Annotated in this window: 27 protein-coding genes; 23 read left to right on the top strand and 4 right to left on the bottom strand. The window is 62.8% G+C overall.

Features of this window, described 5'->3' with window-relative positions:
• Positions 1-289: 289 nt before the first annotated feature.
• A complete protein-coding gene (locus tag ACH2EI_RS17890; RefSeq protein WP_395154370.1) occupies positions 290-646 on the top strand; it encodes a single-stranded DNA-binding protein in 357 nt (118 codons plus the stop codon).
• A 266-nt stretch (positions 647-912) separates the two neighbouring features.
• Positions 913-1,194: a hypothetical protein gene (locus ACH2EI_RS17885; RefSeq protein ID WP_395154371.1), complete on the top strand. Its 282-nt coding sequence runs from the start codon at positions 913-915 to the stop codon at positions 1,192-1,194.
• A gap of 17 nt (positions 1,195-1,211) precedes the next feature.
• Here ACH2EI_RS17885 and ACH2EI_RS17880 read toward each other — a convergent pair whose 3' ends face one another.
• The gene (locus ACH2EI_RS17880; RefSeq protein ID WP_395154372.1) at positions 1,212-2,393 is read right to left on the bottom strand and encodes a DUF1015 family protein; all 1,182 of its coding nucleotides are present in this window, start codon (positions 2,391-2,393) and stop codon (positions 1,212-1,214) included.
• A 36-nt stretch (positions 2,394-2,429) separates the two neighbouring features.
• Between ACH2EI_RS17880 and ACH2EI_RS17875 the strand changes: the two genes are divergently transcribed.
• The 9 genes from ACH2EI_RS17875 to ACH2EI_RS17835 all read left to right on the top strand — a co-directional run bounded on the left by ACH2EI_RS17875 (position 2,430) and on the right by ACH2EI_RS17835 (position 10,930).
• Positions 2,430-3,263: an HAD-IIA family hydrolase gene (locus tag ACH2EI_RS17875; RefSeq protein WP_395154373.1), complete on the top strand. Its 834-nt coding sequence runs from the start codon at positions 2,430-2,432 to the stop codon at positions 3,261-3,263.
• A gap of 64 nt (positions 3,264-3,327) precedes the next feature.
• Complete coding sequence (locus ACH2EI_RS17870; protein ID WP_395154374.1) at positions 3,328-3,873, top strand: hypothetical protein; 546 nt, start codon at positions 3,328-3,330, stop codon at positions 3,871-3,873.
• 9 nt (positions 3,874-3,882) lie between these two features.
• Positions 3,883-4,677 carry a TlyA family RNA methyltransferase gene (locus ACH2EI_RS17865; RefSeq protein ID WP_395154375.1) on the top strand — a complete coding sequence of 265 codons (795 nt, stop codon included), beginning with the start codon at positions 3,883-3,885 and terminating at the stop codon, positions 4,675-4,677.
• Positions 4,674-5,522: an NAD(+)/NADH kinase gene (locus ACH2EI_RS17860; protein ID WP_395154376.1), complete on the top strand. Its 849-nt coding sequence runs from the start codon at positions 4,674-4,676 to the stop codon at positions 5,520-5,522. Before ACH2EI_RS17865 ends, ACH2EI_RS17860 begins: the two co-directional genes overlap by 4 nt.
• 105 nt (positions 5,523-5,627) lie before the next feature.
• On the top strand, positions 5,628-7,229 hold the full coding sequence (recN, locus tag ACH2EI_RS17855) for a DNA repair protein RecN (protein WP_395154377.1): 1,602 nt from the start codon (positions 5,628-5,630) through the stop codon (positions 7,227-7,229).
• An 84-nt stretch (positions 7,230-7,313) separates the two neighbouring features.
• Positions 7,314-8,966 carry a CTP synthase gene (locus tag ACH2EI_RS17850; RefSeq protein WP_395154378.1) on the top strand — a complete coding sequence of 551 codons (1,653 nt, stop codon included), beginning with the start codon at positions 7,314-7,316 and terminating at the stop codon, positions 8,964-8,966.
• Positions 8,967-8,969: 3 nt separating this feature from the next.
• The gene (locus ACH2EI_RS17845; RefSeq protein WP_395154379.1) at positions 8,970-9,536 is read left to right on the top strand and encodes an NUDIX hydrolase; all 567 of its coding nucleotides are present in this window, start codon (positions 8,970-8,972) and stop codon (positions 9,534-9,536) included.
• 6 nt (positions 9,537-9,542) lie between these two features.
• Positions 9,543-10,469 (top strand): site-specific tyrosine recombinase, encoded by a 927-nt coding sequence (locus tag ACH2EI_RS17840; RefSeq protein WP_395154380.1) that lies wholly within the window; start codon positions 9,543-9,545, stop codon positions 10,467-10,469.
• A complete protein-coding gene (locus ACH2EI_RS17835; RefSeq protein WP_395154381.1) occupies positions 10,469-10,930 on the top strand; it encodes a hypothetical protein in 462 nt (153 codons plus the stop codon). The genes ACH2EI_RS17840 and ACH2EI_RS17835 overlap by 1 nt, the downstream gene beginning before the upstream one ends.
• 3 nt (positions 10,931-10,933) lie before the next feature.
• On the opposite strand, the gene ACH2EI_RS17830 is transcribed toward ACH2EI_RS17835, so the two are convergent.
• Both ACH2EI_RS17830 and trpS read right to left on the bottom strand, forming a co-directional pair.
• The gene (locus tag ACH2EI_RS17830) at positions 10,934-12,250 is read right to left on the bottom strand and encodes an MATE family efflux transporter (RefSeq protein ID WP_395154382.1); all 1,317 of its coding nucleotides are present in this window, start codon (positions 12,248-12,250) and stop codon (positions 10,934-10,936) included.
• Positions 12,251-12,254: 4 nt separating this feature from the next.
• Positions 12,255-13,307, bottom strand: a complete 1,053-nt coding sequence (gene trpS, locus ACH2EI_RS17825) for a tryptophan--tRNA ligase (protein ID WP_395161014.1) — start codon at positions 13,305-13,307, stop codon at positions 12,255-12,257.
• 60 nt (positions 13,308-13,367) lie between these two features.
• Between trpS and ACH2EI_RS17820 the strand changes: the two genes are divergently transcribed.
• The 10 genes from ACH2EI_RS17820 (at position 13,368) to ACH2EI_RS17775 (ending at position 22,715) form a co-directional block, all read left to right on the top strand.
• Positions 13,368-14,141, top strand: coding sequence for a segregation and condensation protein A (locus ACH2EI_RS17820; protein WP_395154384.1), 774 nt, complete (start codon positions 13,368-13,370; stop codon positions 14,139-14,141).
• A 1-nt stretch (position 14,142) separates the two neighbouring features.
• Positions 14,143-14,913, top strand: a complete 771-nt coding sequence (scpB, locus tag ACH2EI_RS17815; protein ID WP_395154385.1) for an SMC-Scp complex subunit ScpB — start codon at positions 14,143-14,145, stop codon at positions 14,911-14,913.
• Positions 14,910-15,734 carry a pseudouridine synthase gene (locus tag ACH2EI_RS17810; RefSeq protein ID WP_395154386.1) on the top strand — a complete coding sequence of 275 codons (825 nt, stop codon included), beginning with the start codon at positions 14,910-14,912 and terminating at the stop codon, positions 15,732-15,734. Before scpB ends, ACH2EI_RS17810 begins: the two co-directional genes overlap by 4 nt.
• Complete coding sequence (locus ACH2EI_RS17805) at positions 15,731-16,804, top strand: prephenate dehydrogenase (protein ID WP_395154387.1); 1,074 nt, start codon at positions 15,731-15,733, stop codon at positions 16,802-16,804. The genes ACH2EI_RS17810 and ACH2EI_RS17805 overlap by 4 nt, the downstream gene beginning before the upstream one ends.
• Positions 16,801-18,114, top strand: coding sequence for a 3-phosphoshikimate 1-carboxyvinyltransferase (gene aroA / locus ACH2EI_RS17800; RefSeq protein ID WP_395154388.1), 1,314 nt, complete (start codon positions 16,801-16,803; stop codon positions 18,112-18,114). The genes ACH2EI_RS17805 and aroA overlap by 4 nt, the downstream gene beginning before the upstream one ends.
• Before the next feature lie 10 nt (positions 18,115-18,124).
• Positions 18,125-18,757, top strand: a complete 633-nt coding sequence (locus ACH2EI_RS17795) for an HAD-IB family hydrolase (protein ID WP_395154389.1) — start codon at positions 18,125-18,127, stop codon at positions 18,755-18,757.
• A gap of 108 nt (positions 18,758-18,865) precedes the next feature.
• Positions 18,866-19,753 carry a decaprenyl-phosphate phosphoribosyltransferase gene (locus ACH2EI_RS17790; RefSeq protein ID WP_395154390.1) on the top strand — a complete coding sequence of 296 codons (888 nt, stop codon included), beginning with the start codon at positions 18,866-18,868 and terminating at the stop codon, positions 19,751-19,753.
• A 15-nt stretch (positions 19,754-19,768) separates the two neighbouring features.
• The gene (locus ACH2EI_RS17785; RefSeq protein ID WP_395154391.1) at positions 19,769-20,524 is read left to right on the top strand and encodes a class I SAM-dependent methyltransferase; all 756 of its coding nucleotides are present in this window, start codon (positions 19,769-19,771) and stop codon (positions 20,522-20,524) included.
• A 22-nt stretch (positions 20,525-20,546) separates the two neighbouring features.
• On the top strand, positions 20,547-21,914 hold the full coding sequence (locus tag ACH2EI_RS17780) for an FAD-binding protein (RefSeq protein WP_395154392.1): 1,368 nt from the start codon (positions 20,547-20,549) through the stop codon (positions 21,912-21,914).
• Positions 21,915-21,971: 57 nt separating this feature from the next.
• Positions 21,972-22,715 (top strand): SDR family NAD(P)-dependent oxidoreductase, encoded by a 744-nt coding sequence (locus ACH2EI_RS17775; protein WP_395154393.1) that lies wholly within the window; start codon positions 21,972-21,974, stop codon positions 22,713-22,715.
• Between the two features lie 45 nt (positions 22,716-22,760).
• Here the strand turns inward: ACH2EI_RS17775 and ACH2EI_RS17770 are convergent, their stop codons facing one another.
• Positions 22,761-24,590, bottom strand: coding sequence for a hypothetical protein (locus ACH2EI_RS17770; RefSeq protein WP_395154394.1), 1,830 nt, complete (start codon positions 24,588-24,590; stop codon positions 22,761-22,763).
• Positions 24,591-24,643: 53 nt separating this feature from the next.
• On the opposite strand from ACH2EI_RS17770, the gene ACH2EI_RS17765 reads away from it, so the two are divergent.
• Positions 24,644-25,795, top strand: coding sequence for a glycosyltransferase family 4 protein (locus tag ACH2EI_RS17765; protein ID WP_395154395.1), 1,152 nt, complete (start codon positions 24,644-24,646; stop codon positions 25,793-25,795).
• Positions 25,796-25,807: 12 nt separating this feature from the next.
• Positions 25,808-26,536 (top strand): polyprenol monophosphomannose synthase, encoded by a 729-nt coding sequence (locus tag ACH2EI_RS17760; RefSeq protein WP_395154396.1) that lies wholly within the window; start codon positions 25,808-25,810, stop codon positions 26,534-26,536.
• Positions 26,537-26,538: the final 2 nt, after the last annotated feature.

Below are 26,538 nucleotides of genomic sequence, written 5' to 3'. Positions count from 1 at the left end.
TCGCATCGGGATGCGCACTTCGTCGTCGCGTCGGAGGCGTCTCGTATGGGTGCGGACAATTTCGTCCGGTTTGACCTCGACGGAACCGTTGTTTCCATCTTCTTTTACCGTGAATTTACCCATCGTTCGCTCCCTCGTTGTGGAGCGGACAATAACTCATCTCCACTGTTCGTTCAAACGCCTGAATGTTGCAGAACGGCCTGGGCCGGCGCCCTCTGTGACAGGCGATCTCTACGATTGGCCGTACCGACTCTCCCCACTGCAAAACCGAGCGCATGTGGAGGAAACCATGAACATCAATCTCGCCGTCATCCATGGCACGATCATTAACGACGCCGTTGTTCGAGCATTGCCAGCTGGGACCGATGTTGCGCAGTTCGATGTCTCGACATCGGTCGAGCGTGAGGGACGCACCGTCAACGCGTCGGTCCCGGTGGCACTGCACGAACCGAGTAGCGCCGTTCTTGCCACGCTCGTCAGCGGCGCTGATGTGGCGGTCCTCGGGAGAGTTGAGCGCCGATTCTTCCGGTCGGGTGGCGCCACACAGAGCCGGACCGAACTGATTGCGGAACGTGTCGTACCCGGCCGTCGTGCCAAGACCGTGCGATTGCTGTTTGCTCAAGCAGCGGAATCATTGACAGGCTGATGACGACAGGTGATGGGGCCTACGTGGACAAGTGTTTATGTCGTGGTGCTACTGGCTTCATGGCGCTGACGGAAATCCCCGACTTCCGATCAATTTGGCCGCATACGCGAACTGCGTGTTGCACGCGAACCAATGCGGCTTGCGCTCAATGCCCTCAGCGTGTCGCGCCAGCAGCGCGGTGAAGGTCGCCATGTCTTGGTCTTGCCAGGCTTCGGTACGAATCGACGCTTCTCCTGCGCTCCTACCTACGTAGCTTGGGTTACAAGGTGACTGGTTTGGGGGCTCGGCGCACGTCGACCTCACTGGGTAAGCAGTCGCCGCTCAGAGACGCAATCGAAAAACAGATCCTCGAACGGTCCTCTCGGCCCATCACGCGGCCAATCACGTCGATTTACAGCCGCCACGACGGCGTCGTGTCCTGGCAGGCGTGCGTTGATCCCGATCCGGCCACCGACAACGTCGAAGTCCAGAGCAGCCACTGCGGGCTCGGTATCGACCCTGACGTTCTCAAAGTTGTCGCAAAGGCGATCCACCGCGCCGAACGCTGAGTGAGCCGAACGTTGACTCAGCTGACGCTGCGGACGACGAGTCCGGTGCGCAGCTTCGGCGTGAAGAACGTTGACTTCGGTGGCATCAGCAGCCCTTCGCGAGCGGTGCGTTCGATTTCGGCAACGCTCACCGGACGGATCAGTACTGCAGCTGTTGCGCGGCCACCGGTCGCGGCTTCGACGGCATGCTCGACGCCGTGCTGGTACGTGACGCTGTGCGGCGTGTCGGCAAGGACGTGCTCAAGCCAGGCGCCATCAAGTGAGCGAACACCATCAAAAGCACCGTCCTTCGGTGTGAGCCACTGGCCGCTGCCATTGGGTCCAATGAGACACAGTGCGCCCCGTTCGTTCATCTCCGCCAACGTTGCAGCCGACGGCGTGCCGGCATCGCTACGAACGAACGCTGTGTCGAGTGCGGCGACCAGATCGTCGTATGAGATGTCGGTGTAGAGGCGGTGGATGGCCTCGACGCTGAGCTGGTCGGCGACCAATTCGCTGACGAATGCCAGCGTGTCTTCGGCAGGCGATCCGGCGAGGCCTTGGCGACGCACTTCGTCCCGGAACGTCCGGCTGATGCCGTAGCGATGGTGGCCGTCCGCGATGAGTACGTCATCCGAACCGACCTTGGTAGCAATCGCCGCAACGCGCTCGGGGTCGGCAACGCGCTCGATGATGTGTTCGACACCTTCAACGGTCACCGACGACAGCAATTCGCCAGGCTCGGCGAGCAGGTCGGTCAGGCCATCGGCGAGTGACAGACCCCATACCGGTGACATATTGGCCCCGGTTGCACGTGTCAGGTCGAGGCGGTCAGTCGAGGCCTTGGGCGTGACTCGTTCGTGCGGCAAAACGCCGCCGGCACCTTCATCAACGACTTCGAGGCCACCGAGAACGCCAGCAATGTCGCGGGCCGCGCCCGTGGCATCGGTGAAGCGCATCCGGTAGATCGTGAACGTCGGAGCATCGTCGAACTCAAGCACGCCAGCATCGATCCACTCGCGCAGCATCTTGCCGGCTTGGTCATAGCGGTCAGCGCCGTCGGACTCGCGTGGGACATCGACGTGGGTGATGTTGAACTGATGACGATTGTTCAAGTCGTCGATATCGGTTGGGGAGAGGACGTCATACGGCGGAGCGATCAGGTCGTCGATCTGGCGATCGGCGTAGCGCAGTGCAGGGAACGGAGTGAAGCGTGGCACCCCTCAAGCATGCCAGTGATCTGCCACGATGCCGAGATGCGAATCGAGCCTGTGTCCATCGATCGGATCGAGACCGTGCTGTGCGACCTCGACGGAGTGGTCTGGTTGGCCCATGAACCAATTCCCGGTTCCGTTGAAGCCATCGCCGCCCTCCGTGCAGCTGGCCGCCGCGTCGTCTTCGTCACGAACAACTCGGCAGCGATGATCGCCGAGCACGAGGCGTCGCTGGAAGCCATCGGTATTCCGGCTGTCGGTGAGGTGATCAGCTCCGCGGTGGCAGCGGCGCTCCTCGTTGAGCCGGGTGAGCGTGTTCTCGTGACTGGCGGGCCAGGGGTGGTCGAGGCGGTCGAAGCGAGCGGAGCGATTGCGGTGGTCAACGACGGCACGGTCGATGGTCGCAATGGCGGGTTCGATGCCGTGCTGGTCGGGCTGCATCGCGATTTCGACTATCAACGGCTCGCGGCTGCCGCTGCTGCGATCCACTCCGGCGCCCGACTCGTCGGCACCAACTCCGACAGCACATATCCCACACCGCGTGGCCTCGAACCCGGTGGAGGTTCGATTCTGGCTGCGGTCGCCACGGCTGGTGACGCCGTACCGACGATTGCTGGCAAGCCCCACGCCCCGATGGCCCGAGCAATTGCCCAGCACCTTTCGACTGACGAGGCTCCCTTTGACCCGGCCACTGCGGTGATGGTCGGGGATCGGCCGGAGACCGACGGCCTCATGGCTGTTCGAATCGGCTGCCGCTTCGCGCTTGTCCGATCCGGGGTGAACGGCCCGGTCAACGACCTGGCGGGCCTCGACGGTCTGGTCATCGACTTCGACCTTCCGGATCTCGCTGCCCTCGCTGCACTCCTTCTTGCCTGAGCACTCCTTCTTGCCGCAGCACTGAACCGAGCAAGGACGAATGCCCGACGAGTACGCTGGGGGAATGGCAACTTCACCTCTTCAGAAGCTGATTGACGCCGGCATGCAATTCGCTGAGCCGACACGAAAACAAGCCGAGAAAATTGTCCAGAAGCTCGTCAAGGCGGGCGATGTGCAAAAGGGTGAGGCCGACAAGGTCATCACGCAGCTGATCGAGCGCGGCAAAGAAACCACGGAGAAGGTCGCCGAGGCGGTGCAGCGCGAAGTTGCCAAGCAGGTCGGCTGGATGTCGGAACGTTTCGACGAATTGGAAGATCGCTTCGAAGATCTTGCTGAGCAGCTCGCTGACCGCGTCGGGGCCAACGACAAGAAGAAGGCAGCAGCCACCACGGCCCCAGCCACCAAGAAGGCCCCAGCTCAGAAGAAGGCTCCAGCTCAGAAGAAGGCTCCAGCAAAGAAGTCGGCAGCCAAGCAGAAGGCTCCAGCCAAGAAGTCGGCAGCCAAGAAGAAGGCCCCCGCCAAGAAGAAGGCCCCCGCCAAGAAGTCGGCAGCGGTTGGATCGTCGGGCGTTCGCAAGATCGCCACGAAGCGTTCCGCACGCTCGGACTGATCTGACGTCATGGCGCCCCGTCGTCGGCTGGATGCCGAGCTGGTCCGTCGTGAACTCACGTCCAGCCGTACCGAAGCGCAGACCATGATCGCGGCCAACCGTGTCTTGGTGAACGGTTCGATTGCCGACAAGGGTTCGCGCCAGGTCGCTCCAGGTGACGCTGTCATCATCGAAGGGCCGCCCGCACGATTCGTCGGTCGGGGCGCTGAGAAGCTCGAAGGCGCGCTCGAACGGTTTCAACTTGACGTGTCGGGTCTCCGTGCACTCGATGCCGGGGCATCGACCGGCGGATTCACTGACTGTCTCCTGCAGCGCGGCGCTCGCCAGGTCGTCGCGCTTGACGTCGGCCATGGCCAACTCCATGAACGACTCCGTGCCGATCACCGCGTCGTCAACATGGAGCGGACCAACGTTCGCCACATCAGTGCCGACGACATCGGCGGGCCCGTCGACATCGTCGTCGGTGACCTGTCGTTCATCTCACTGACGTTGGTCATTCCCGCACTGGTCTCGGTGTGCCAACCTGAAGCCCCCATGGTGATGCTTGTCAAACCGCAGTTCGAAGCTGGCCGATCCGAGGTGGGTAAAGGGCGCGGCATCATCACCGACCCGGCCATTCACGAACGCGTGAAGGGTGAGGTCGCCGACGCGTTCGTGGCGTCAGGCTGCTCGATCGTCGACTGGGCCGTCTCGCCGATCACCGGCGCTGATGGCAACGTGGAATTCCTGGTGTGGGTCACAGCTCCCGTCACGGAAGTCACGGAAGTCACGGAAGTCACGGAAGTCACGGAAGTCACGGAGTGAGCGGTGTCGCACTCGTTGCTCACCATGAACGAGGCACGGCGCGGTCGCACGCCCTTTTCTCGGCAGCGTGGTGTTCGGAGCACGGCCACGACTTCTGGATGCCAACCCAAGACGCCGACGCGCTCGACCTCGCCGAGCACCGGAGCCGCCGCCCCGTTGCCGAGGCAGACGTCGTCCTGAGCCTCGGCGGCGACGGCACGATGCTGCGCAGCGTCGGTCTCCTCGACGGGGCAGCGACCCCGCTCCTCGGCGTCAACCTGGGTTCGCTCGGCTATCTGACCGAAGTTGAGCCCGAGAACCTCGCCGATGCGCTCGCCAAGTTCTTTGCCGGACCGGAAACAGGGGAGTGGAGCATCGACGATCGGATGATGCTCGATGTCTCGGTCAACGGTGTGCGTGCAGGGCGTGCGCTGAATGAGGCGGTTGTCGAAAAGAGCGAGTCCGGCCACACCATCCGGCTCCTCGCACGCATCGATGGCGAGCCGTTCACGCACTACGCGGCCGATGGCTTGATCGTTGCGACTCCGACCGGTTCGACTGCCTACTCGTTGTCTGCGCGCGGCCCCATCGTGTCGCCCCGTCACCGGGCAGTTCTGCTGACGCCTGTGTCGCCGCACATGCTTTTCGATCGGTCGCTGGTGCTCGACCCGTCCGAAATCGTCGAGATTGAGGTTTCGGGCCACCGGCGCGCCGCGTTGGCCATCGATGGCCAGCCGGTGACGCGACTTGACGACGGTGACATCGTCACGTGCATTCCGTCGGATGTCACCGCAAACTTCGTCCGGTTCGGCGCGTATCGCTACCATCAGATCCTGAAGGCGAAGTTCGGTCTCGCCGACCGTTAGCGAGTAGCAGGTAGCAAGTAGCAAGCAGCAGGGACACTGCATCAATCGAACAAAAGTTCGATTGAATCCGCAACTCTGTGACACTCGGTTGCAATACTGGGTTTCGTGTTGACTGAACTCCACATCGAGAACCTCGGCGTCATCGAACGCCTCGAACTCATACTCGGAGCCGGGCTGACTGCTCTCACGGGCGAAACCGGCGCTGGTAAGACGATGTTGGTCGATGCGATCGAGCTGCTTGTCGGCGGTCGAGCCGATGCGTCGATCGTGCGTTATGGCGCTGCAGAAGCACGGGTCGACGGGCGCTTCGTGGCTGCTGATGGCACCGAAACAATTCTGAGCCGAGTGGTCCCAGCCGTTGGGCGGTCGCGGGCCTACGTCAATGGTCGGCTCGCCACCGTGACGCTGCTTGCCGATGCCGCAGCCGATGCCGTCGACCTGCACGGACAGCACGCCCATCAGCACCTCTTGTCGACCGCCACGCAACGCGCGGCCCTCGACACCTACGGAAATGTCGATCTCGCACCGCTCCGCGCAGCCAGAGGACGCCTCACCGAGATCGACGCCGGCCTTGCGGCATTGGGCGGCGACGAACGCGCCCGTGCTCGCGAGATGGACCTTCTGCGCTATCAGGTCGACGAACTCGACGCGGCAAACATCGTCGACGCTGGCGAAGACACCGTGCTCGACGCCGAAGAGTCCGTGCTCGCTGACGCGTCGGCGCACCGCGAGGGCGGCACGACGGCGTATGGGTTACTCGCTGACGATGACGGTGCTCGCGATTCTCTGGGCAACGCACTTGCTGCGATCGACGGGCGCCAGCCATACGTCAGCCACGCAACTCGGCTGCACGAGGTGCTCGCCGAAGTCGACGACCTGATCGCAGAACTGCGTGACGTCGCCGACGCGATCGACGAGTCGCCCGAACGCCTCACCGAACTTCGCGAGCGGCGTCAATTGCTCAAGGATCTGCAACGCAAGTACGGCGACGGTCTCAGTGCCGTGATGGTTTTTCATGCCGAGTCGGAAGACCGTTTGCGTGAACTCGAAAGATTCGACGAGCACGCTGCGGCGCTCGACGTCGAACGACAGTCGGCCCTGATCGAGGAACGCGCCGCGGCCGAAGCTGTCGGGAGTGCCCGTCGAGCGGCGGCGCCGAAACTGGCAGCAGCCGTCCAACAGCGGTTACGGACGCTGGCGATGCCGAATGCGGCGATTGCGGTCGAAGTAGGTGAGCACGCTGACGACCATCCAGGCGATCGCGTCCAGTTCCTCCTCGCCGCCAACCCAGGGTCACCGGTTCTCCCGCTCAACCGCGTGGCATCTGGCGGTGAACTCGCGCGAGCGATGCTGGCGCTGCGGCTCGTGCTTTCCGAAGCATCCGCATCCTCATCCGGCACCTCGGGCCATGACACGTTGGTGTTTGACGAAGTCGACGCCGGCATCGGGGGAGAGGCCGCACAAGCTGTCGGCGACGCCCTCGCCAGGCTCGGCCGTCACCACCAGGTTCTCGTGGTCACGCACCTCGCTCAGGTTGCCGCTGCCGCAGAGTCACAGATCTCGGTGTCGAAGAAGGTCAGGAAGGGCGCAACCTTTGCCTCGGCCAAGCGGCTCGAGGGTGATGAGCGGGTCGAAGAGATTGCTCGGATGCTGTCCGGCAAGTCGACCGACTCGGCACTCGAGCACGCCCGAGAACTACTGACATGAAATTTCGGCGCAAGAGAGCCCTCAGGCTCTGCGAAGCGGGGTATGGTGATTTTCCGTCGTGTTGTTCTCTGACGGAGGTCTGAAATGCCCAAGCACATTTTCGTGACAGGAGGAGTTGCCAGCTCTCTTGGCAAGGGCCTCACTGCATCGTCATTGGGTCGGCTGCTGAAGCATCGAGGGCTACGCGTCACGCTCCAGAAGCTCGACCCGTACATCAACATTGACCCGGGCACGATGAACCCGTTCGAACACGGTGAAGTCTTCGTCACCGACGACGGCGGAGAGACCGACCTTGACCTCGGTCACTACGAGCGTTTCATCGACGAGAATCTGTCGCGCAACTCGAACGCCACCACTGGCTCGATCTATCAGTCGGTCCTCGCTGCCGAACGACGCGGCGACTACCTCGGCAAGACCGTTCAGGTCATCCCGCACATCACGGACGAAATCAAACGCCGCGTCGAGCGTGTGGCGCGCAACGATGTCGACGTCGTCATCACCGAGGTTGGCGGCACCGTTGGCGACATCGAGATCCTCCCGTTCCTCGAAGCGATCCGCCAATTCCGCAACATGGTCGGACGTGACAACGTGTGCTACATCCACGTGACGCTCGTGCCGTTCATCGGCCCAGCTGGCGAGCAGAAAACCAAGCCGACACAGCACTCGGTCACCGAACTCCGGAGCCGCGGCATCCAGCCAGACGTCATCGTGTGCCGCAGCGAGGAGCCGCTGAGCGACGACCTGAAGCGCAAGGTCTCGGCCATGTGCGACGTCGAGCTACGTGCCGTCATCAATGCCGCCGACGCCAACAACATCTACGAGCTCCCACTCATTCTCCACGACGAGGGCCTCGACGACTTCGTGTGTGACGTGCTGCGCATCGAGGGCGAAGTCGACCTCACGTACTGGCAGCAGTTCGTGAAGAAGGTCGAAGCCGCCGTCAAGCCGGTCCGCATCGGTCTCATTGGCAAGTACATCCAGCTTCCCGACGCCTACTTGTCGGTCGTCGAAAGCTTGAAGCACGCTGGCTTCCACCACGGTGCTGACGTCGAGATCGAATGGATCCAGTCCGAGAATGTCGAAGGCCTTCTCGCTGCTGGCCAACTGAGCCATCTCGACGGAATTGTCATTCCCGGCGGTTTCGGCTCACGCGGTGTCGAAGGCAAGATTGCCGCTGCCAAATATGCGCGAGAGGAGGCCGTCCCGTGTCTTGGCATCTGCCTCGGACTGCAGGCGATGACCATCGACTATGCCCGCAACGTTGTCGGCCTGACCGACGCGAACTCGACCGAGTTCGATCCGACCACCCACCACCCTGTGATCGACCTAATGCTCGACCAACGTGGCATCGAAGACAAGGGCGGCACGATGCGCCTGGGCGCCTACTACGCGGTGCTTGCTGCCGGGTCGCAGGTCGCAGCTGCGTACGGCGAGCCGGTCGTTTCCGAGCGCCACCGTCATCGCTACGAGTTCAACGAGCAGTACCGCAGCCAGCTCGAAGAGCACGGCCTCTGGTGCTCCGGAACGTCGCCAGACAGTCGCCTGGTCGAGTTCATCGAACTGCCAGGTCATCCGTTCTGGGTCGCCACGCAGGCGCATCCCGAATTCAAGAGCCGTCCCGACCGGCCGCATCCGCTGTTCCGTGAACTGATTGCTGCGGCACTCGAGCGGCGCACTGCCACGTCATCCGACGAGTCACCTGTCGTCCCGGCGTCGCCCGAACCGTCACTGACCTGAGCAATGTCTGAATTTAAGCGAGTCAGCGAGTCGCTGGCCTACCAGGGCTACGTCTGGCACGTCGCGGTCGCCGAGTTCATTGCACCTGACGGCACACGGTTCACCCGTGACATCGTGCGCTCTCCGGGTGCTGTCGGCGTTGTTCCACTGGTGTTCGATGCCGAGGGCAATGCGTCCACCGTGCTCGTCAAGCAGTACCGCCCGCCCTACGACGCCGTCGTGATCGAGATCCCAGCCGGGATGCGTGACATCGCCGGCGAAGACACCGCCGAGGTCGCGCGTCGAGAACTCATCGAAGAGGCTGGCCTGATCGCTGGCAACCTCGAACTGCTCGCCGAGACGTATCCCTCGCCGGGCATGACCGACTCGGTGATGTCGATCTATCTCGCAACGAACTGCACTCCCACCGCCACTGATCGCCAGGGCCCCGAAGAGGCCTACATGGAAATCCTCCACATACCCCTCGTCGACGCACTTGCGATGATCGACTCCGGCGAGATCTGCGACGCCAAGACAGTCACGGGTCTGCTGCTCGCCGAACGACGGCTGCGCTCCGCCGACGCTTCCTGAGCCGCTATGGCGCGTGTCGAACTCCCGATTGAGGTCGAGGAGTTCCTGTCGTGGATGGTTGCCGAAAAGGGCCGCTCACCGAACACGTTGGCGGCCTATCGGCGTGATCTCGCTGCGTACTGGACATGGCTGCGCAGCCGTGAACAGACGGTGCTCGATGTTGCCCATGGCGAACTCGTCGAGTTTGTCGCCGGACGTCGTGCATCTGAAGCGGCGACGTCTTCGATTGCACGCCAGCTTGCAGCGATCCGCATGCTGCACCGGTATCTGGCGATCGAGGGGGAACGTCCAGACGATCCGGCCGCCGACCTCGAAGGCGTGCGCGTCCCATCCGGTATTCCAAAGCCACTCGACGAAGCGCAAGTCACCAGCCTGCTCGACGCAGTGATCGGCACCGCGCCAGCCGACCATCGCGATCGTGCTCTTCTCGAGTTGCTTTACGCCACCGGTGCCCGGATCTCTGAGGCGGTCGGGCTCTCGATTGGTGATATCAACCTCGACGATCGCCTGGTCCGCCTCTATGGCAAAGGTGCCAAAGAACGGATCGTGCCATTTGGGGGGAGCGCAGCACGCGCCTGTGACGAATGGTTTTCCACGTCAGGCCGGGCCCGTCTCATCCCAACACAGTGGAAACGTCGGGGCGACGCAGAGGCGGTCTTCCTCAACACTCGCGGTGGTCGGCTGACTCGACAAGCGGCCTGGTTGGTCGTTAAAAAGTACGGCCAGCGGGCCGGTATCACTGATCAACTTTCGCCGCACATCTTGCGCCACTCGTGCGCCACCCACCTCCTCGATCACGGAGCGGATCTGCGCGTGGTGCAGGAGATGCTCGGTCATGCATCGATCTCGACGACCCAGGTGTACACGCGGGTCAGCCAGGAACGTCTGTGGGACGTGTATCGGTCGAGCCATCCCCGGGCCACACTGCACTGATGGCGTCGATGCTGCTGAACCCGGTCAAGTGGTGGCACCTGATTGCTCGCTTCGTCTCGTCGTTGCCCGGAACCCCACCATCGGTTGCCAACGAGATCTGGGCAGATGATCACTTGACCAAGGGGGAGCGGTCGCTCTGGGTGCAGCTCAGCAATCAAGATCGCCGCCACAGCATCGCGGTAGCTCAACGCTTCGTCGAGGATCGGCCCGATGCAACCGTGCCCGAAATCGCCGGCGCGTTGCTCCACGACGTGGGCAAGATCGAGTGCCGACTTGGCACGTTCGGCCGAGTTGTGGGCACCCTTATCGGCCCGCGTGGCAAACGCTTGGCCGCATATCACGACCATGAAGCAATCGGCGCCGAGATGGCGGCCAACGTCGGCTCTGAGGTCGCAACGATCGAACTGATTGCTGGCTGCGGTCCGGCGATCAAGAGCCTGAATCGCTCCGACCATGCCTGAGCGCTACGTGGCGGCTGGTTGCAAAATTCGTTCAACGCGCTGACGGTTCACTCCTGCTCGGAGGCACACCCAGCCGAACAGGCCGAGCCAGATCCCAACGATGCCGAGTGACCTCGTTGCGAGGACGAGCACGGCGATCGGCAGCACGGATAACAGGAACGCGAAGGCCGCACGGCCAATAAAGCGGTAGTCGCCGGCACCGATCAGGATGCCGTCGCACGCGAATGCCACAGCAGCGGGCAGCAGCAGTGCGCCAAGTAGGAACAGGCCGCTCGTTGCGCGGCTGATGACGGCATCATCGTTACTGAAGGCGCGAGCGACCAGCGGGGCAGAGGCCATAACCAGCCCAGTGAGCCCAACCGCAACGAACAATGACAAGCGAATGACCCGCCTCGCCAGATCGAGCGCGGCGGTGGTGCCAGCGGCGCCGGTGTCTCGACCCAACTCCTCGGCGATGAGTGTCTGCGCCGGCACCGCGAGGCCGTCGAGGACCAGGGCGAGGAAGAGAAACATGGTCACGACGATCTGGTGGGCGGCCAGCGTCGGTGCATCGATGCGCGCAGCAATCGCCGTTGCACCGGTGAACACGCCGAGGATCGAGGCGACACGAAGCAGCAGATGACGCCCAGCGGTCAGGAGCGGTGTCATCTCGGCCCAGTTGGGCCTCCACTGCGTGGCGTCGACGAGGCGTCGACGAATCACGACGAGGAAGACCACGCCGGCACCGATCTGGGCAACCACGGTCGACCATGCGGCGCCAGCAATGCCCATGTCGAACCTGAAGACGAGAACCAACTCGACCACCACGTTGACAATGTTCGAACAGACGAGGATCACGAGCGGGGTTCGGTAGTCGGATGACCCGCGTTGCACACCTTGGGCCGCAAGTGAAACCACGACGAACGGCACGCTGAGCGCGGCGATGCGGAGGTACTCCACAGCAAAAACGGCGACTTCGCCGTCGGCACCGAGCGCAGCCGTCAACGGATGGGCGAAGCCGATCAGGACCGGCACTGCGAGCACGCCGACTGTGCCGGCCAGCCACAGTGCCTGCACCCCGACATTCGCAGCGTCGGCGGGATTCCCTGCGCCCAGCCGACGAGCGACGCGCTCCGTGGTGCCGTAGGTGATGAAGTTGCTGCTTGCGATAACGAGCGAGAGCACAGAAATTGCAATGGCCAGCCCACCGAGCTGGTCGGTGCCAAGCCGGCCGACGACCGCGGTGTCGACGAGTCGATACAGCGGCTCGGCAGCAAGGGTTCCGAGGGCAGGAAGTGCGAGAGCGATGACCCGTCGGTCGAGTTCGTTCAGGCGCAGCACATGTTCACGCAGGCAGCATGCCGATGTTGGCGTATGCACGTTCGACGGTTGCTGCTGCTACTTCGCGTGCTCGGCCTGCACCGACCCGCAGCAGCCGAGCGAGCTCGCCGCGGTCTTCCATCAGTTCGGCGTATCGGACTCGAATCGGGTCGAGGACAGCGAGGACCGCTTCACCGGTGGCGACTTTCAAGGCGCCGTACTGCTCGTACTCGTCGGCAACTGCCTCGGGTGTGCGATCGGTGACGGCAGCGTGAATTTCGAGCAGGTTGCTCACGCCAGGCTTATTTTCGCGGTCGAATCGCACGGCATCGGCGCCGGTGTCGGAGTCGGTGACCGCACGCTTGAACTTTTTCATCACGGCATTGGCGTCGTCGACGAGATACACACAGCCGGCGTCGGAGTCGTCGGACTTCGACATCTTTGACCCTGGGTCTTGCAGGCTCATCACGCGTGCGCCTGCCTTGGGCGTCACTGCCTCAGGAATCACGAAGGTGTCGCCGAAACGGTGGTTGAATCGCACCGCAGCGTCGCGGGTGATCTCGATGTGCTGGCGCTGGTCCTCCCCGACTGGTACGTGATTGGTGTCGTACAGGAGAATGTCGGCGGCCTGGAGCGCCGGATAGGTGAAGAGCCCACCGCTGATGAAGTCTTGCTCGCGCCTGGCCGACTTGTCTTTGAACTGGGTCATACGGGACAGCTCGCCGTAGCTGACGGTGCACTCCATGACCCAGCCGAGCTGATTGTGTTCGGGCACGTGGCTCTGGGCGAAGACGGTCGCCACTTCAGGGTCAAGGCCGATGGCGAACAACATCGCAGCGGTCCGCAGGGTCGCAGCACCGACTTGGCCAGGTGTGTCAGTCACCGTGAGGGCATGCAGATCGACGACTCCGTGGAACGCATCAGAACTGTGTTGACCGTTGACCCAGTTGCGCAACGCTCCGAGGTAGTTGCCGAGATGGAGATCGCCGGTGGGCTGAATACACGACAACACGCGTGGCTTCGGAGCAGTCGTCGAAGCAGTCGTCGGAGCAGTCGTCGGAGCAGTCGTCGGATCGATGTCGGTCACGTCGCAGACGATACCGCTGGTCGCCCTGTGCCTTCTGTATCGTTTGTTCAGATGGTAGACGTTGCAACACCGGTCTATGAGGGGCCGTTCGATCTGCTGTTGCAGCTGATTCTTAAAGAGCAGGTTGACATCTACGAGATCAATCTCTCGACGATTGTCGACGCTTTTCTTCGCGAACTTGACCGCATGCAGGTCCTTGATCTCGATGTGGCGACCAGTTTCCTGCTGATCGCGGCGACGCTTGTCGACCTGAAGGCCCGCCGTCTGCTCCCAAACATGAGCGATGGCGACCTCGATGAGGAGTTCGCACTGTGGGAAGAACGCGACATGCTGCTGGCGCGCCTGCTCGAAGCAAAGACGTTCAAAGACGTGGCATCGGTCTTCGATCGACTCGCTGAAGAAGCCGACAAGACGTTTCCGCGTGTTATTGGTCCGGACGAACGCTTCGCCGACGTCGTGCCTGACATGCTCGAAGGCACCAGCCTCAAGCGGTTCCAGAACGCTGCAATTAAGGCGCTCACGCCGCGGCCGAAGCCGATCGTCGATCTGTTTCATGTTGATCCGATCAAGATCACGGTGGCTGATGCAGTGTCGGAACTGATCGACGAACTCCCGCGGGCCGGCCGCATCTCGTTCCGTCAGCTCACCGCTCAGTTCGCTGACCGGATCGACGTGATCGTCCGGTTTCTCGCGTTGCTCGAGTTGTTCAAGCAAGGTGCCATCGAACTCAATCAGTCCGAGCGGTTCGGCGACATCGACGTCGTCTGGACGATGGGCGACGACTTCGACACCAACACCATCCTGATCGACGCCTACGAGGGCTGACATGACCGAACTTCACCCACCAGACCCGGACGCCCCAGCGGCCCCGTATCCCGAAACCAGCACGCCCGAAACTGAGAACAGCCTCCCCGACGAGATTCTCGTGCCGGTCGAGGATCAGATCGCTGCGTTCAAACGAGCGATCGAAGCCATCATCCTCGTTGCTCACGACCCGGTGCCTCCGGAAATGCTGGCCCAGCTCATCGAGCAGCCGGCCACACTCGTCGATCAGTGGTGTGAAGAAATCGCGGCGACCTATCGAGGGGCCGAGAACGGGTTCGAACTGGTCCGAGTCGCCGGTGGATTCCGTTACCAGACAGCGGCGGATCTCACGCCGTACGTCGAGCGCTTCCTGCTCCACGACCAACGCGCTCGACTCTCCGGCGCGGCGTTGGAAACACTTGCCATCGTTGCGTATAAGCAGCCGATTTCGCGGGCCCAGGTCGGTGCCATTCGCGGTGTTGATCCCGACGGCGTCATTCGGACGTTGGCGGCGCGCGGTTATATCGAAGAGATCGGCCGAGATGACGGACCTGGCCAGGCAATATTGTTCGGTACGACGGACGTCTTTCTGGAGAAACTCGGCCTCGATTCGCTCGATAACTTGCCGGCCATTGCCGAGTTCATTCCCGGTGCGGACGTCATCGAACTCCTCGAACACGGTCTGCGAGTCACTCCGCAGATCGAGGTCGCTCCGACTGCGGTGCTGCACGCAGCCGACCCCATCGCCGACGACGCTCCTGAAGATGCCCACGAAGGGGCCGATGCGCAGTGACTGACGACGCCGGGTTCGAGCCGCCCCTCTGGGAACAGCTGGCCGAAAAGAACTCTCATCTCCACCAGGGCACGCGGCTTCAGAAGGTGCTGGCGTCGACCGGCTGGGGAAGTCGTCGTGTCTGTGAGGAACTCATTGCCGAAGAGCGCGTCACGGTCAACGGCGAGGTCGCGATCCTCGGTCGCCGAGTCGACCCTGACAACGACACCGTCGAAGTCGATGGTGCGCCGATCGGGGTGCGCCCCGGTCTCGTCTATTACCTCCTCAACAAGCCGCGTGGCGTCGTCACGACGAGTAAAGACACACACGGTCGCCCGACGGTCATCGAGCTCGTTCCGCAAGAGCCGCGCGTCTTCTCGGTGGGTCGGCTTGATGCCGACACCGAAGGGCTCTTGCTGTTGACCAATGACGGCGACCTCGCCAATCGTATTGCTCACCCGTCACATGGTGTCGAGAAGGAATACCTTGCACAGGTCGACGGCGGAACTGTCTCGCCGGGAGGTATTCGAACCTTGCGTGACGGCGTCGAACTCGAAGACGGTGTCACGGCCCCAGCCAGAGTGTCGCAGCCCCAACCAGGCACGCTTCGTCTCACGATCCACGAGGGTCGCAACCGACAGGTCCGTCGGATGTGCGAGGCCGTCGGTCACACGGTGACGCGTCTCGTTCGTACCCGGATCGGGCCGCTGAGCGACACATCGCTGAAGCCGGGGGACTGGCGTGAACTCACTGCTGCCGAGCGTCGCGAGATGATCGAGACGATCGCATCAACAACTCGACCAGCTGCGGATTCGACGTCGCAGTACGATTCCCCTTTATGACCTCGAGCCCCGTGCAGCAACGGGCCAATGTGATCGGACTCGGTTTGATTGGCGGCTCGATTGCTCTCGCACTGAAGAGCGCCGGATGGAGAGTGTCGGGCGACGACACCCGCGAACCAACGGTATCGACAGCCCTCGATCGTGGAATCATCGACGCTTCAGGCCTCGACGTCGGCGCCGAGATCACCTTCGTTGCCGTGCCTGTCCGCTCGACGACCGAAGAGGTCAAGCGAGCCCTCGCCGAGACCACGGGCACGGTCACCGATGTCGGCAGCGTCAAGACCCCGGTATGTCGATCGGTCAACGACCCCCGATTCATCGGTGGGCATCCAATGGCAGGCAGCGAATTCGATGGCATCGATGCAGCGCAGGCCGACCTTTTCAACAGCGCGGTGTGGGTCCTTACCCCACTCGAGGGCAGCGACGACGCCACGTTTGCCCAGGTCAACGGTATCATTTCTTCGCTCGGTGCCGACGTTGTTGCACTGAGCCCTGAGCGCCACGATGAGCTTGTTGCAGTTGTGAGCCACGTGCCGCACCTCGCGGCCGCCACGTTGATGGGTCTGGCCAGCACACGTTCTGAAGAACATGCCGCACTGTTGCGGCTCGCTGCTGGCGGTTTCCGTGACATGACGCGTGTGGCCAGCGGTCAGCCGGGCATCTGGATCGACATCTGTGCCGAGAACAAGACCGCAATCACGTCAGCGCTCAGCGAACTCATCGCCGGACTGAGCAACGTACGCGACCTGATCGCCACAGACGACCACGAAACACTGCGGTCCACGTTGCAAGCAGCACGTGACGCTCGAACGAACCTGCCGACTCGCGTGGTGCATCCCGAAGACCTCGCCGAAGTGCGGGTCCCGATTCCTGACCGTGCGGGTTCGGCAGCCGAGCTGTTCACTCTCGCTGCCGAACTCAGCGTCAACATTGCCAACTTCGAGGTGGTCCATGTGGCCGAGAGCAACCGTGGCGTTGCGGTCGTGTTGATCGACAGCACCAAATCCGAGATCTTCCGTGGCGGCCTTATCGCTCGCGGGTTTCGGCCCTCTGTGCAGGCCCTGTCATGACGCTTGAGGTCCCCGACCGACGGAGGGTTCGTCGTGCCGACGGGCCAGTCATCGCCGACGTTGTTGTGCCGCCCTCGAAGAGCATTGCCAACCGTGCGCTGATCTGCGCTGCACTCGCCGAAGGCGAAAGCGAAATTGTTGGTATTGCTCCTGGCGACGACACCTCCGCCATGCTCGACTGCCTCGAACGACTCGGCGTGGTTATCGACGTCACCGAACGCGATCAGCGGCTCGTTGCAACGATCACCGGTAACGCCGGGGTGCTTCCCGACGGCCCGATCAGCCTCCAGACCCGTCTTGCCGGAACCACCTCCCGCTTCATCACTGCGCTGGCGGCGCTGGGAGCCGGTCCGTACGTGATCGACGGTGCCCCGCCGCTACGAGCCCGCCCCATGGCACCGCTCCACAACTCGCTTGCAGCGCTTGGCGCGCGTATCGAGCCCGGTGAGGAATGGGGACACCTGCCGGTCACTGTGTCAGGCCCGCTTGGCGGTGCCGACGCCGTGATGATGCCAGGCAACGTTTCGAGTCAATACGTGTCGGCCCTGATGATGGTCGCCCCGTACATCCGTCGGGGAATGCGCCTCGGGCTGTCAACCGAACTGGTGTCGCGGCCGTACGTCGATATCACCCGCTCGGTCATGGCGGCATTCGGTGTCGATGACGTCGACGTCTCGGAACGCACCATTCACGTCGGCGAGAGCTGCTACTTCGGCACCGACTACACGGTCGAACCCGATGCCTCATCGGCCAGCTATGCGCTTGCCGCGGCGGCAGTCGCTGGTGGCGCAGTGAGCGTCAAGGGGCTCGGTTATGACGCTCTACAGGGTGATGCGAAGTTCATCGACGTCCTCGTTTCGATGGGGTGCACGGCGACCGTGAGTGCCGGCGACATGGTCGTTATGCGGCGTCGCGATACGCCGCTGCGCGGTATCGACATCAACATGGCCGATATCTCGGACCTGGTGCCGACGATGGCGGTCGTCGCCACGCAAGCAGTCACGCCGACCAGAATCACCGGTGTCGGCTTCATCCGCGAGAAAGAGAGCGATCGCCTCGGCGACCTCGCAGCGGAACTGAACAAGACGGGCGCACAGGTGGTCGTCGAAGACGACGGGCTACTGATCGTGCCGACCGACATGTTGCACGGTGCCGTGCTCGACACACACCACGACCACCGTCTCGGTATGGCCTTCGGTGTACTCGGCCTCGTCGTCGATGGCATCGAAGTCAACGACCCGTCGGTCGTGTCCAAGAGTTGGCCGGCGTTCTGGGAAGCGCTCGACGCCATCCCCGCACGTCACTCGTAAGGACCTGACCATGCTCCGAATTGCTGCGTTCGACGTCGATGGAACGTTGACGCGGCGCGACTGCGTCGTTCCGTTCATCCGCAAGGTCGCCGGCGTTCGACTGGTTGCCACGCAGCTCGCACGCGGGGCTCGCCAGACCATCCCGGCAGTTGTTCGCCGAGATCGAGATCGTTTGAAGGCGCTCGGTGCCCATGCGGCCTTCGCCGGCCGCAATGTCAACGAAGTGCAGCAACTCGCTGACGTATTCGCCGCTGAGGTGTTTGCAACGGGTTTGCGCCCTGACAAGTGGTCAGCAATGAGTCGCCATGCAGCAGCTGGCGACCAGATCGTTCTCGTGTCGGCTAGCTTTGAGGTGTATCTTCGGCCGCTCGCTGCACTCCTCGGAGCGCACGATGTGCTGGCCGTTCGACTCGAAACCGATGGCGACACGTTCACCGGCGAGTTGCTCGGGCCGAACTGTCGCGGACCCGAAAAGGTCCGTCGCCTCAGCGAGTGGCTCGACGAGCACCACGGCGGCCGAGCAAATGTGCATGTCACGGCGTATGGCGACTCGACAGGCGACCGAGAACTCCTGCTCGACTCCGACACCGCCGTCTACGTTGGATCGGGCTCACCCGCCTGGCTTCGCGCCGTCAGACGCTAGATTTTCGACGCGGTGCGACTCGCCGGATCCCGGCCGCCTGTCGCCGGTGGAGAGATGATGGGCAGGGGATCATCGGGGAGTAGTACTCCGGGCCGCTACCGTCGTGCCGTGATCTCGGGCATCATCCGCACAACGCGGCCCAAACAGTGGTTGAAGAATGTTCTCGTTTTCGCCGCACCCGGTGCAGCGGGCGTACTGAATCAGGGCCGACCGTTCGGCCTGACGGTGCTCGCATTTGTGTCGTTCTGCCTTGCGTCAGCAGGTGTGTACTTCCTCAATGATCTGATCGATGTCGAAGCCGATCGGAAGCATCCGAAGAAGCGGCTACGCCCCATCGCTGCCGGCGATGTCCCGCTCAACGTGGCGCGGGTGGCGTGCGTTGCGATCCCGGGTGCTGCGCTCGGCGTTGCCGCGCTCACCGGGCGGTGGCAGACAGTGGCGATTGTCGGCCTGTACCTCGTTGTCAACTTCGCCTACAACCTCGGCCTCAAGCGAATTCCGGTGGTCGACCTTGTCGCCGTGGCATCCGGCTTTGTCCTGCGGGCCGCAGCTGGTGCCGTCGCTGTTGACGTACCGATGTCGCGTTGGTTCGTTCTGTGCATCACCTTTGGCTCACTTTTCATCGTTGTCGGTAAGCGCTACGCCGAACTCAACGAGATGGGCAAGGGCGCTGGCACGAGGGCGACACTCGATTCCTACTCGGTTGGCTACCTCCGCATTCTGCTGTCGGTGAGCTGTGGGTCAGCGCTGCTGAGCTACTGCGTCTGGGCGTTTGAGACCAGTGAAGCCAGTGCAGCGATGTCTGGTTCATCATTCGACTTTCCATTTTATGAGCTCTCGATCGTGCCGATGCTGACGGCGCTCTTCCGGTATCTCCTCGTGCTCGAACAGGGCGGTGGCGGCGCCCCCGAAGAAGTGTTCGCAAAAGACCGCGTCCTGCAGTTCCTCGGGCTGGCTTGGATCATCGTCTACGGGGTTGCGGTCTACACCGCCTGAACCCATCCTTGTCCCATGTCCGAACCGACCCGACCACCGCTCACTGACGTCATGGCACTCGTTGCCGACGTCGAAGGCTGGATGACTCCTGGCCAAGCGGCCACCTTGTATGACTCGGCAGTCAACTGCCCGGCGGGCGGACGGATCGTCGAGATCGGTAGCTTCCAGGGCCGTTCGACCATTGTGTTGGCATCGGGGGCTGATCCGTCGGTCGACGTGATTGCCATCGACCCGCATGCTGGTAACGATCGCGGCCCACAGGAGATCGACGGCTTTGTCGACGAAGCAGCGAGCGATCACGACCAGTTCAACGCCAACCTGGCCGCTGCGGGGGTCACCGATCGTGTCACTCATCTCCGTTCGTTCTCCGACGACGCACTGCATGACGTTCAGGGCAGCATCGAGGTGCTCTATGTCGACGGTGCGCACCGGTATGGCCCGGCGCTTGCCGACATCCGGTCGTGGGGCGACAAGGTCGCTGACGGCGGCACCATGCTCATCCACGACTCGTTCTCTTCGATTGGCGTGACGATGGCAATCCTCCGTCACCTCGCCTTCGGGCCACGTTGGCGGTATGTCGGCCGCTCTCGGTCGATGACGATCTATCGCGCTGACCTGTCCGGCGTCCGTGGCCGAGTAAAGAACTCGCTGCGTCAACTGGCCCAACTCCCATGGTTCGCCAAGAATCTCGGGCTCAAAGTCGTGCTGTCGCTCGGGGTGGGCAAGGTGTTGGGCCGCTTCGGTCGTGATGTGCCCGAATGGCCCTACTGACCACCGATAACATTGGCGCTTCGTGAATTCCGAACAACTCGCACTTACCGGCTGGGGCCGAACGTCGCCGTCGGTGGCTTCGTTGGTCGACATCAGTGCCGATGAGCTGACCCAAACCGGTGTCTTGGACCAACTCGACCACTCGGGCCGCGGCATTATCGCTCGCGGTATGGGTCGGTCATATGGCGACCCGGCGCAAAATGGCGGTGGCGTCGTCGTTCGGATCTCCGATGGCGAGATCGCAGTCGACAGCGCACGAGGTTCCGTACGAGTCGGCGCAGGCATCAGCCTCGACACGTTGCTCCGCGAGATCATTCCGCTCGGCTGGTTTGTGCCCGTCACCCCCGGCACAAGGTTCGTGACGGTCGGCGGGGCAATCGCTGCTGACATCCACGGGAAAAACCATCACGTCGACGGTTCGTTTGGCTCACACGTCCAGCAATTGACCATGCTCCTCGCCGATGGCACCCAGCGATCGCTGCGCCCAACGGGGGAACACGCCGACCTGTTCTGGGCAACGGTTGGCGGCATGGGCCTCACCGGCATCATCCTCGATGCGACCTTTTCGTTGATCGCGATCGAAACCCGTCACTGTGTTGTGACCAACGAGCGAGTGCCCGACTTTGACACGCTGATCGACAAGATGATCGCGAGCGACCATCTGTACCAGTACTCGGTTGCCTGGATCGACCTGTGTGCCACGGGCTCAAGCCTCGGTCGTGCACTCCTGGCATCTGCCAACCACGCCTCGCTCGACGAACTCCGCGCGATGAACCCGAAGCAAGCAACGGATCCGCTGGCGTATTCGCCACCGACGTTGGCTGACATCCCATCAGGTTTACCGAACGTCTTCAACAAGCTCACCATCAAAGCGTTCAACGAGTTGTGGTATCGCAAGACACCGAAGCTCCAGCATCACACTGAGACGCTCACGGGGTTCTTCCATCCGCTCGACATGGTGGGCTGGTGGAACCGGCTCTACGGCCGCAACGGCTTCATTCAGTACCAGTTCGTCGTGCCCGACAACGCCATCGACACCCTGCGGACCATCGTTGAGAAAGTCGCAGCACACGGGCACGCCAGCTTTGTCAACGTGCTCAAACGGTTCGGCCCCGGCAGCGGTGGCTACTTGAGCTTTCCGACCTCCGGCTGGACGCTCACGATCGACGTCCCTTCGGGCGTCGACGGCCTTGACGCACTCCTCAACGAGCTCGACGAGATGATCCTCGCCGTCGGCGGGCGGCACTACCTCGCCAAAGACGCGCAGCTCACTCCTGCAGTGGTGCGCGCCGGATACCCGCGTCTCGATGAGTGGAAAGCCATTCGGCGCAACGTCGATCCAAACAGCCGATGGGCCAGCGATTTGGCCCGCCGCCTCGACTTACTCTGACCTGGCACGCACACCGCGATCTGAACTGCCAGACCTGAACCGCTAGAAAGGCGAACCATGAACAACGCGATCAACCAACCTCAGACCATCCTCGTCCTCGGTGGCAACAGCGACATTGCTCGTGCAATCGTCGGCGAACTGTCGTCGCCGGCCCTCAAAACCGTCGTGCTCGCGTGCCGTGACGCTGCCTCGGCTGACACCACCGGCTTCGCCGACCACGTCAATGTCGCCACGGTGACCTTCGATGCAACCGACCACGCAGCACACGCTCCGATGATCGAGGCCGTCGCAGCTGAACACGGCGACCTCGACGTCGTCGTTCAGGCATTCGGCCAACTCGGCCTCGACGTCGGCGGCGATCCGGTTGCCGCTGCCCAACTGGCAACAGTCAATTATGCCGGTGCCGTCAGTTCGGGGTTGGCTGTGGCAGCGCAACTCCGCAAGCAGGGTCACGGCACACTCGTGGTGCTCTCGAGCGTGGCGGGCGTCCGGACCCGTGCCTCGAACTTCGTGTACGGCTCGACGAAGGCCGGCCAGGACGCATTCGCCACCGGCCTGGGCCATGCACTGCACGGCAGCGGAGCGAATGTGATGACCGTGCGGCCGGGCTTCGTTCGCTCGTCGATGACCGAGGGGATGGAAGAGGCCCCGTTCACCATCGATGCGTCGGTCGTCGCCAAAGCCGTCGCCAACGGGCTCAAAAAGGGTTCGAGCGTCGTGTGGGCGCCCGCCAAGCTACGTGGCGTGTTCGGCTTGCTGAAGTTCGCGCCCGATTTCGTGTGGCGCAAGCTCGATAGCTGACGCTCGAACGCGCTCGACGCCAGGGCCAGAACGGCAGTGCAGTGCTCAGCCAACTGCAGTGGGCTCGGGAACCGGGATCGTCGGATAGGTGCCGAGGACGTCGGCGCCGCTGATCCCTCCTCCGCCCTCGCAGCGCTCGAAGAGCAACACCAAGTTGTCTTCGAACTGTGAGCGAAGACAGAAGTTGTCGGCAACGGCCTGGTTGTGTTCTTGGCTCTGTCGGGTCACCGATTCGTTCGGTTCGGCCCATCCCGACCACACATTGGTCAGCACGAGAAAGTCGGCTTCAGCAATGTCTTCGGCCAGCCCAGACCCCTCGGCATCAGCGAGGCCGGGGTCCATCTCGATGAAGTACGTGCCCGGTTCCAGTTCGGGAAACAGGAAGTAGATCGACACGTCGTTGTAGACCGTGCGGCTCAGGTCGGCGGTGCCGACGATCAAGGAATCGCCGGGGTTGCTGATGGCATCGAGTTCGGGGATCAGGTCGTTGAACGCGTTGGTGACGATTGGGTCAGAGAACCAGAACCGACGTCCCTCTCGCTCGACAAGAAACGGCAGTGGCAGGTTGCCGACAGTCACCCGGGTATGGAGCAAATACGTGCGATACGTGTAGAACGGCGCCACCACAAACAGCAGTGCAAGCAACGACGCAACAGCAGTAAGCGGTGCAACGTGCGATTTCACATCCGAACGAGGCGCACGGTTCCGTATCAGGTCGACAATGACGACCACTAACAGCGGCCACGAGACAACAGCCACCCAAGCCAGGTGTGTGGAGTCGGGGCGCTGCAGCGCCTGAGGGAGCATGCCGAGACCGAGGAGGCCTGCTGCGACGAGCACACCACGCTGCTGCGGGTTGCGACTGCCGATGTTTCGCCAGGCGACGACTGGCACAGCAATGGCGATTGCGAAGACGGCGAAGAACCAGAAGAAGAGCTGGTGGTTGGGGGCGAGTGCCGGTAGGCCCCACCAGGGAGGGTCACCCTCGGCGATGGCCTGCAGTGCGCCGTCGATCCGGTCGAACGATGGCGGGGTTGGGAGCTCGCGGCCGGCGCGGAGATTGAACACCGGGTCGATGATTAAGCCCTCGATCACGGGGCCCGGCCCAGCAACGAACAGGTGAATCCACATTGGGATGAGCCCGACGATGCCAGCACCGATCAGCGGCACAGCAGCCCGTCGCCGTTGTGCCCATGCCGCACCGGCGAGTGCAACCGAGATGGCGATGGCCATGTCGGGTCGGAAGGACAGCGCGAACCCGCCGATCAGGCCGGCAATCACCCAGTCAGAGCGTGCAGCCGTCGTGCGCGCCCTCACCGCGAAGACGACAGCCCACAGAGCCATGCCGACAGCGCCGTGCCAGGCCAACGCCGACAGTCCAATCGGCGTCATAATCAGGAGCGCCGCCACAATACCGGCGCCGACTGCTGCTATCCGGCCCCACGCCCGAGTCAATGTGTAGAGCCCGAAGATGATCAGGAGGTGCTGCAGCAGCCCAAACGTGCGCTGCGCCTCCAGCGTGTACCCGAACACCCAGTACCAGCCGGCGAGCACCTCGAGAGAGCCAGGACCGTACAGGTGCAAGAAGTCGACATTCGGTACCTTCCCCTGCTGAACGAGCCTGGGGAAGACGAGCATGAAGCCTTCTTCCAACGACGAGCCAGTGCCGCGATACAGGCCTCGGACCGGCAGCATCGTGAACGCGAAGAGCGCCAGCAGCGAGAGCGTGCCCTTGAGCGATCGATGGGGACGACCGCCAAGGACGAACGGAACGGATTCGTCCGGCCCAGATTCGGCCGCGTTGAGATCGACCTGACCGACATCGGTCGGGTCGGAATCGAAGTCGTCTTCGGAATGGTCGGTTACGTCCAGCAAGCGACCCGATGGTATCCACACGGCCCTGCAGTAATGGGCCTATCGTCCCTGCCGTGTCTGTTGACGAGCTTCGCGAACTTGGTGAGATCGCCGGCCGGCTTCATGAGCGAGGCATCCGTCGGATCCACACATTGGCGTGGCGTGACCTCGACGACCCTGATGGTGGCGGGTCTGAAGTGCACGCCGACGAGTTCATGTCGCGTTGGGCCGCGGCCGGTTTCGACGTCCTGCATCGCACGTCGGCAGCCGTTGGTCAGCCGGCTGTGAGCCGCCGTAATGGGTACGACGTGATTCGACGGGGGAGCAGGTACACCGTCTTCCCTCGGGCTATCGCCGCCGAGATGTTGCACCGGATGGGGCCGTACGACGCGCTCGTCGAGATCTGGAACGGCGTGCCCTGGTTTTCGCCGATCTGGTGTCGCAAGCCAAGGATCACTTTCTTGCACCACGTCCACGGACCGATGTGGGATCAGATGCTGCCAGGCCCGCTTGCGGCGTGTGGCCGAGCGCTCGAAACGCGCTTGGCGCCACCGTTCTACCGACGCAGCCCGACGGTGACGCCGTCTGATGCCACCCGTGAAGAACTGCTCGAAATTGGCTTTCGGCCGGAACTCGTGACAGCGGTTCCCAACGGGACCGATGCACGGTTCTCTCCCGGCGGGCGCAAGAGCGAACATCCTTCACTCGTCGCCGTGTGCCGGCTCGCACCGGTCAAGAGGCTTGGCTTACTGATCGACGCTGCCGTCATCGCGCGGGCTGCGACGCCGGGTCTGACGTTGACGATCGTCGGTGATGGGCCGTCTCGCGCAGCACTCGAAGCCAAGGTGAATGACCTCAGCGCTGGGGCATGGATTCAGTTCACCGGGCGCGTTGATCAGGCAGATCTGGTCGACCTCTACCGTCGTTCTTGGCTCGTTGTCAGTGCTTCGCTCGCCGAAGGTTGGGGCCTGAGCCTCACTGAGGGAGCAGGTTGTGGCACCGCTTCGGTGGCAACAAACATCCGTGGCCACCGCAGCAGCGTGGTCGATGGAGTGACGGGCATTCTCGCTGAGCCACCAGACCTCGGTGATGCGATTGCTCGACTGGTCGCCGACCACGATCTCCGCAACCAGCTTGCATCAGCGGCCGAGGCGAGGGTTCGTTCCATGACATGGGATGCATCGGCGCTGGGCATCTTGCGCGTGCTCGCCGAGACTGCGCAGTAGATTGCAGCCGTTATGCGTAGCGTCCTGGTGCTTCCGACTTACAACGAAGCAGAGAACATCGAGCCGTTTCTGCGCGCCGTTCGTGAGGCCTCGCCCGACACCGACATCCTTGTCGTCGACGACAACAGCCCCGATGGAACTGGGTTGGTTGCCGATCGTTTGGCCGAAGAACTCGGTCGGATCGACGTCATGCACCGCCCGGGCAAAGCCGGTCTCGGGAGTGCGTACCGAGCGGGATTCAACGAAGTGCTCGGCGGCAGCTACGACATCATCATTTCGATGGATGCCGACTTTTCGCACGACCCCAGTCGGATTCCCGATTTCGTTCGGCTGATTACCGACGGTGCTGACATCGTGATCGGCTCTCGCTACGTCATCGGTGGCGGCACAACCGACTGGCCGGTCCGTCGCCAGTTGCTGTCGCGCTGGGGTAACGCCTACACTCGCTCGATCCTCGGCGTCGCCGCTCGGGACTGCACAAGCGGCTACCGGGCATACCGGGCCACATCGCTAGCCAAGATCGACCCCACCTCCACGTCGGCCGAGGGCTACGCATTCCTGACCGAACTCGTCCGCCGGATGACGCGTGAAGGAGCCAGCGTCGTGGAAACGCCCATAATTTTCCGTGACCGCACCCGAGGCAAGTCGAAGATGTCAGGACGGATCATCATCGAGTCGATGCTGCTGGTGACCCGCTGGGGTATGGGCGACCGATTCAAGCGGCTCACCGGCCGCAACTGACG

Source organism: Ilumatobacter sp. (genome assembly GCF_041688325.1).
Lineage (GTDB): Bacteria > Actinomycetota > Acidimicrobiia > Acidimicrobiales > Ilumatobacteraceae > Ilumatobacter_A.
This window is presented reverse-complemented; position numbering and strand designations above follow the sequence as displayed.

Bases quoted from the DNA above. Each gene is read 5' to 3' on its own strand.
- ACH2EI_RS17890 (WP_395154370.1), top strand. From the start codon at position 290: ATGAACATCAATCTCGCCGTCATCCATGGCACGATCATTAACGACGCC.
- ACH2EI_RS17875 (WP_395154373.1), top strand. From the start codon at position 2,430: ATGCGAATCGAGCCTGTGTCCATCGATCGGATCGAGACCGTGCTGTGC.
- ACH2EI_RS17870 (WP_395154374.1), top strand. From the start codon at position 3,328: ATGGCAACTTCACCTCTTCAGAAGCTGATTGACGCCGGCATGCAATTC.
- ACH2EI_RS17865 (WP_395154375.1), top strand. From the start codon at position 3,883: ATGGCGCCCCGTCGTCGGCTGGATGCCGAGCTGGTCCGTCGTGAACTC.
- ACH2EI_RS17850 (WP_395154378.1), top strand. From the start codon at position 7,314: ATGCCCAAGCACATTTTCGTGACAGGAGGAGTTGCCAGCTCTCTTGGC.
- ACH2EI_RS17845 (WP_395154379.1), top strand. From the start codon at position 8,970: ATGTCTGAATTTAAGCGAGTCAGCGAGTCGCTGGCCTACCAGGGCTAC.
- ACH2EI_RS17840 (WP_395154380.1), top strand. From the start codon at position 9,543: ATGGCGCGTGTCGAACTCCCGATTGAGGTCGAGGAGTTCCTGTCGTGG.
- ACH2EI_RS17835 (WP_395154381.1), top strand. From the start codon at position 10,469: ATGGCGTCGATGCTGCTGAACCCGGTCAAGTGGTGGCACCTGATTGCT.
- ACH2EI_RS17820 (WP_395154384.1), top strand. From the start codon at position 13,368: ATGGTAGACGTTGCAACACCGGTCTATGAGGGGCCGTTCGATCTGCTG.
- scpB (WP_395154385.1), top strand. From the start codon at position 14,143: ATGACCGAACTTCACCCACCAGACCCGGACGCCCCAGCGGCCCCGTAT.
- ACH2EI_RS17805 (WP_395154387.1), top strand. From the start codon at position 15,731: ATGACCTCGAGCCCCGTGCAGCAACGGGCCAATGTGATCGGACTCGGT.
- aroA (WP_395154388.1), top strand. From the start codon at position 16,801: ATGACGCTTGAGGTCCCCGACCGACGGAGGGTTCGTCGTGCCGACGGG.
- ACH2EI_RS17795 (WP_395154389.1), top strand. From the start codon at position 18,125: ATGCTCCGAATTGCTGCGTTCGACGTCGATGGAACGTTGACGCGGCGC.
- ACH2EI_RS17785 (WP_395154391.1), top strand. From the start codon at position 19,769: ATGTCCGAACCGACCCGACCACCGCTCACTGACGTCATGGCACTCGTT.
- ACH2EI_RS17775 (WP_395154393.1), top strand. From the start codon at position 21,972: ATGAACAACGCGATCAACCAACCTCAGACCATCCTCGTCCTCGGTGGC.
- ACH2EI_RS17760 (WP_395154396.1), top strand. From the start codon at position 25,808: ATGCGTAGCGTCCTGGTGCTTCCGACTTACAACGAAGCAGAGAACATC.